The organism is Luteimonas huabeiensis HB2 (genome assembly GCF_000559025.1).
Classification (GTDB): domain Bacteria; phylum Pseudomonadota; class Gammaproteobacteria; order Xanthomonadales; family Xanthomonadaceae; genus Luteimonas; species Luteimonas huabeiensis.
The window spans coordinates 1-5,205 of record NZ_JAAN01000072.1; the positions used below are offsets into that span (position 1 = coordinate 1).

Genomic DNA, 5,205 nt, shown 5'->3' on the forward strand with positions numbered 1-5,205 from the left:
TGCGGCGTGCCCCCATCCGCCTTCGGCACCTTCCCCCGCAGGCGGGGGAAGGAAAAAACAGGGCGCTCCCCGCTCGCAGGAGACGGCATGCGCCCCGCCAGGCGCAGAAGAGTGCCTTTCGCGCCCTCCGCTATTCCGAACCCGCCATCGCGTACAGCGAATCGCGGTGCGCGGTCGCCAGGTAGGGCTCGACCAGGGCCAGCGGAATGCGCACCCGCCGCACGCCGGCTCCGGCCGGCGCCACCCGGCCCGGGGGGAACAGCAGGTCGAAGCCCATCACCGGGCCATCGGCGCTGAAGACCGGCTCGTACAGGGCGAACGCCGCCGGGTCCGGCATGGTCGCCGCCTCGATCCGCGCCCGCCACGCTGCGTCGTCGGTCCCTCGCATCGCCGCCTCGGCCAGCAGCCCCTCGCGCGCGACCGCGGCGATCGCCGGCCACACCGCGTCGTCCTCGAACCAGTCCCGCAGGGCCAGCACGCGCCCGCTGACGCCGTCGTAGGTGTAGCGCTCGACGATCGGCGCCTCCACGCCCGGCCCGCGCACCGCCTCGCCCTCGCCCTGGGCCACCCGCAGATAGCGGTTGCCGACCAACCCGCGCCAGGCCAGGCGCAATCGCCAGCCGGCCACGTCCTCGCCGCGCGCGCGAGCCGCCGCGGCCTCCGCCTCGAACGCGGCCCGGTGCCGGGCGCTGGCGCCGGCGACCGCCTCGGCCAGCGCCGGGAAGCGCGCCAACGGACCGACCGGATCGATCCGCACGGCGTCCGCCGGCAACACCGTGGCGGACGGCCCGGGCGCGGCCGCGGGGGACGCCGCGTCCGTCGGGGCCTGCGGCGCGCGGCAGCCGCCCAGCAGCAGGGCCAGCGACAACGCCGCGGCGGACAGCAGGGCGGACGCGTGCGGGCGCATGATCGATCCGGAATCGGCGGGCGCGTCGAGCATAGCCGCAAGCCGCCGCGCGGGGCGCCTAGCGCACGTTGACGAAGCCGCCGCGGGTATCGCCGCTGTCGAGGCGCTGGCGCAACTGGGCGGTGCTGAGGCCGAAATCCATCTGGAAGTGCGGACGATCCACCAGGCGGGTCCATTGGCCGCCCCATTCCAGGCCCATGCTTTCGCCGATGCGGCCGATGGCGTCCCAGTCGGTCTCCCAGTTCACGCTGCCGTCCGGCCGCACCTCCACCACGTCGAAGGCCAGCCCGTAGTTGTGGTAACTGCTGCCGCCGCGCGCGTTGGTGACCACGTCGCCGGGCGCGGTGCGACCCTGCGCGTACAGCGCGTCCTGCTCGGCGATCGAGCGATAGCCCTGGGTCACCCGCAACCGGATGCCCAGCTCCTGCTCGACGCGGTTGACGAAGGCGGCCGCGGTCGCGCGCACTTCCGGGTGCAGGCCGGCGATCCGGCGGTCGGTCGCGGCGTCGCCGGTCGCGGCCACCTCCCCGGAGACCGGCGCGGCCTCGCCCGGACCGGCCGACGCGGGCCGTCCCAGTTCGCCCCAGGTCCGGCGACCGACGATGCCGTCCACCTCGATGCCGCGGCTGGCCTGGAAATCACGCACCGCGGCCTCGGTGAGCGGCCCGAAGACACCATCGACCGGCCCCGGATCGAAGCCGCCCCCGACCAGGCCGCGCTGCAGTTCGGAGACGACCGCGCCGCGCGCGCCGTGCTCGAGCGTCGGGGTCGGCCCGTCCGCGGCGACCAGCGCCGGCGGCCGGGCCACCGCACCTTCCGGCAACGCGATGCGCTGGTCCGGATAGATCACGTCGGGATTGAGCACGTCGGGGTTGGCGTCGAGCAGCGCCCGCAGGCCCACCCCGTGATCGCGCGCGATGGTGGACAGCGTGTCGCCGCGCCTGGCGACGTAGACGTCCGTCCCGTGGGCGGCGCCCGCCTCCGTGCCGGCCGGAGACGCAGCGCGATGGGTCACGGCTTCGAGGTTCATGGCGTCGACCTCTCGGTTCGGGGCACCGATGCCGCAGGCGACGACCGCCCTGGGCACTGGCGCCATCCTCCAGCCCCCCGGACGGTCGCGGTAGCTGGGGCGGTCCCTAGGCCGACATTCAGCGCGCGAAAGTGCCGAAGGCGGATGGGGGGCACGCCGCAGGCGTGCGAAGGCGCCCTCATCCGGCGCTGCGCGCCACCTTCTCCCGCTTGCGGGAGAAGGGACGGCATGGTCCCGCTTGCGGGAGAAGGGACGAGATGCGCCCGCTCGCAGGGGAAGGGACGGCATGGTCCCGCTTGCGGGGGAAGGAAAAACAGAGCGCTCCCCGCTCGCGGTGGAAGGCAAGGACGGCGTGGCCCCGCAGAGGGACCTCTTTCGCGCCGCCAACATGCGACCATCGCGACCGGCCCGCATCGACACGTCGTGCACCGGGGTCCACGGATCATGGCGCGCCGCGTCCGCGGGACTCCCCCTCTCCTTCCAGCCGCAGCCGCGCGCTCGGCCGCACGGATATCGCCATGCCCCCAAGCGACCGACGCCACGATCTCACCCAGGGCGCCATCGGCCCGACCCTGTTCGCGTTCGCGCTGCCGATCCTCGGCGGCAACGTGCTGCAGTCGCTCAACGGTTCGGTCAACGCGGTCTGGATCGGGCGTTTCCTCGGCGAATCGGCGCTGACCGCGGTCGCCAACGCCAACAGCATCCTGTTCTTCCTGCTGGGCGCGGTGTTCGGCATCGGCATGGCGGCCACGATCCTGGTCGCGCAGGCGATGGGGCGCCACGACCTGGCCGAGGCGCGACGCGCGATCGGCACCAGCGCGACCTTCTTCACCGCGCTGTCGGTGCTGGTCGCCGCCGCGGGCCTGCCGCTGTCTCGGCAGGTGCTGCAGTGGATGGGGACGCCGCCCGACGCCCTGCCCTACGCCGATGCCTACCTGCGCACGATCTTCCTCGCGGTGCCGTTCCTGTACCTGTTCGCCTTCCTGTCGGCCACCCTGCGCGGCGCCGGCGACGCCCGCACGCCGTTCCTGTTCCTGCTGCTGGTGGTGGCGCTGGACGTGCTGCTGGTGCCGCTGCTGGTGTTCGGCGTCGGCCCGCTGCCGACGCTGGGCATGACCGGCGCGGCGGTGGCGACGCTGCTGGCCAATGCGTCGAGCCTGGCGGCGCTGCTGCTGTGGCTGCGCCATCGCCGCCACCCGCTGTGGATCTCGCGCACCGAGCGCGCGCTGTTCCGCCCCGACTGGACCATCGTGCGCACGCTGGTGCTCAAGGGCCTGCCGATGGGCGCGCAGATGGTGCTGATCTCGCTGGCCATGATCGCGATGATGGCGATGGTCAACCGCCACGGCACCGAGACCACCGCCGCCTACGGCGCGGTGATGCAGCTGTGGACCTACGTGCAGATGCCGGCGATGGCGATCGGCGCGGCGTGTTCGTCGATGGCGGCGCAGAACGTCGGCGCGGACCTGTGGCCGCGGGTGGACGCGACCGCGCGCGCGGGCGTGGGCTTCAACTTCCTGATGACCGGCGCGCTGATCGTGCCGCTGATCCTGTTCGATCGCTGGACGCTGGCGGTGTTCCTGCCCGAGGGCAGCCCGTCGCTGGAAGTGGCCCGGCACATCAACCACATCGGCGTGGGCTCGTTCCTGTTCTTCGGCGTGACGTTCGTGCTGTTCGGCGTGGTGCGCGCCACCGGCGCGGTGATCCCGCCGCTGCTGATGCTGGGGCTGGCGCTGTGGGGCGTGCGGGTGCCGTTCGCCGACGCGCTGCAGCCCGCGCTCGGCGCCGATGCGATCTGGTGGAGCTTCCCGGCCAGCGCGCTGGCGGCGATGCTGATGGCGATGGCCTACTACCGCTGGGGCGGCTGGCGGCGCGCGAAGATGCTCCCGCGCGAGGAGGACCTGGCGGTGCCGGCGGAGATTCCGGCGCAGCCGCCGTCGCCGGTGGCCGAGCCCTGCCCGCGCAGGGCGTCGCCGCCGACCGCCTGACCGCCGGCACCGGCCGCGTCCGCCGCGCCTCCGGCCGCCCCTTGGAGGGCGGCCGCCTCGCGTTCGAGGCGCGCCGGCAGATCGCGGCGGCGCACGCCCTCGCGCCGCAGCGCGCGCAGGCGTTCGAGCATGCGCGCGCGCCGGGCGGGATCGTCGCCGGCGAAGGAGAGCGCCAGGTCGCGGTCCATCCAGCGCCGGAACACGACGAACAGGATCACGTGCAGCGCGATCGCCAGCGCGCTCACCAGGACGACGATGGCGATGTCCCAGCCCATGCCGGCCGCGCCGTCCTCAGTCCCAGCCCGGCATCCGCGCGCGGTCCAGCCCGCCGACCTCGAACACCGCGGTGCGGGTGCCGCCCGCCTTGACCGGGAACTCGATCGACAGCGTCTTCGCGCCGTCGAGCAGCCGCCACAGCGCGCGCTCGTCCTCGACGAACATCGCGATCGCCTCGTCGGTCTCCGGGCGGCTGGCGGCCATGCGCCGCGGCTCGCCGTCGTCCACGGCCACGTTCACCCGGCAGCCGCCGTAGCAGTCGAAGTCGCCGGCCTGCAGCACCAGGTAGCTGCTGCGGCCCCATTCCGGATGGTCGCGGAAGATCAGCTGCACACGCTTGCGGCCGCTGCCGTCGGTGTCCAGCGGCTCGCGCGCGTCGATGGCGGCCGAGCGCTGCTCGCCGCCGGTCACCGCGATCGACTGGTAGCTCCACAGCGCGGCGGTACGCGCCGCCTCGCGCTCGGCACCGGCCTTCTCCGCCACCTCGTCGAAGCGCGCGCGCACGCGCTCGGCGGCTTCGGTATCGGGCCAGCGCATGAACAGCACGTCGCCCTGCGCCTTGGCCAGCGCCCAGTTCTCCTCGGCCACGGCCTTGTCGAAGCCGGCCTCGGCCTCGGAGGCCTGGCGTTCGGCAGCTTCGGCCCGCACGGCGGCCTGCGCCGCGGCCTCGGCTTCGCGGTCGCGGCAACCAGCCAGCGCAAGCGCGGTGGTCAGGACGAGCAGGGGCAGGCGCGGCAGGGACATGGCGGGATTCCGTCGGAACGTGGGACGGCCAGCTTAGGCGGTGCCGCGCCCGCGGTCACCGCCCCCCAGGGCGAATCGACATTCGATCTGCAACGTCGAAACCGCGGCTTCTCCCACGTGCGGACCCATCTTGGCCCTTCTCCCGCAAGCGGGACCACATTGTCCCTTCTCCCGCAAGCGGGACCACACTGTCCCTTCTCCCGCGAGCGGGAGAAGGTGGCGCGCAGCGCCGGATGAGGGCCGCTTTGCACGCCTGCGGC

Annotated in this window: 4 protein-coding genes; 1 reads left to right on the forward strand and 3 read right to left on the reverse strand. The window is 73.9% G+C overall.

Going from position 1 to position 5,205, the window contains the following annotated elements:
- Positions 1-130: 130 nt before the first annotated feature.
- Both Z164_RS0119460 and Z164_RS23150 read right to left on the reverse strand, forming a co-directional pair.
- Entirely contained in the window at positions 131-907 is a 777-nt protein-coding gene (locus Z164_RS0119460; RefSeq protein ID WP_152541071.1) for a hypothetical protein, read from the reverse strand.
- A gap of 58 nt (positions 908-965) precedes the next feature.
- Complete coding sequence (locus Z164_RS23150; RefSeq protein ID WP_160170706.1) at positions 966-1,937, reverse strand: peptidoglycan-binding protein; 972 nt, start codon at positions 1,935-1,937, stop codon at positions 966-968.
- Positions 1,938-2,455: 518 nt separating this feature from the next.
- Here Z164_RS23150 and Z164_RS0119470 point away from each other — a divergent pair.
- Positions 2,456-3,925, forward strand: coding sequence for an MATE family efflux transporter (locus tag Z164_RS0119470; protein ID WP_024892299.1), 1,470 nt, complete (start codon positions 2,456-2,458; stop codon positions 3,923-3,925).
- 291 nt (positions 3,926-4,216) lie between these two features.
- Here the strand turns inward: Z164_RS0119470 and Z164_RS0119480 are convergent, their stop codons facing one another.
- The gene (locus Z164_RS0119480) at positions 4,217-4,945 is read right to left on the reverse strand and encodes a hypothetical protein (RefSeq protein ID WP_043691100.1); all 729 of its coding nucleotides are present in this window, start codon (positions 4,943-4,945) and stop codon (positions 4,217-4,219) included.
- Between the last annotated feature and the right edge of the window lie 260 nt (positions 4,946-5,205).

Coding starts and splice junctions, on each gene's coding strand:
- Z164_RS23150 (WP_160170706.1), bottom strand. CDS start 1,937: ATGAACCTCGAAGCCGTGACCCATCGCGCTGCGTCTCCGGCCGGCACG.
- Z164_RS0119480 (WP_043691100.1), bottom strand. CDS start 4,945: ATGTCCCTGCCGCGCCTGCCCCTGCTCGTCCTGACCACCGCGCTTGCG.
- Z164_RS0119460 (WP_152541071.1), bottom strand. CDS start 907: ATGCGCCCGCACGCGTCCGCCCTGCTGTCCGCCGCGGCGTTGTCGCTG.
- Z164_RS0119470 (WP_024892299.1), top strand. CDS start 2,456: ATGCCCCCAAGCGACCGACGCCACGATCTCACCCAGGGCGCCATCGGC.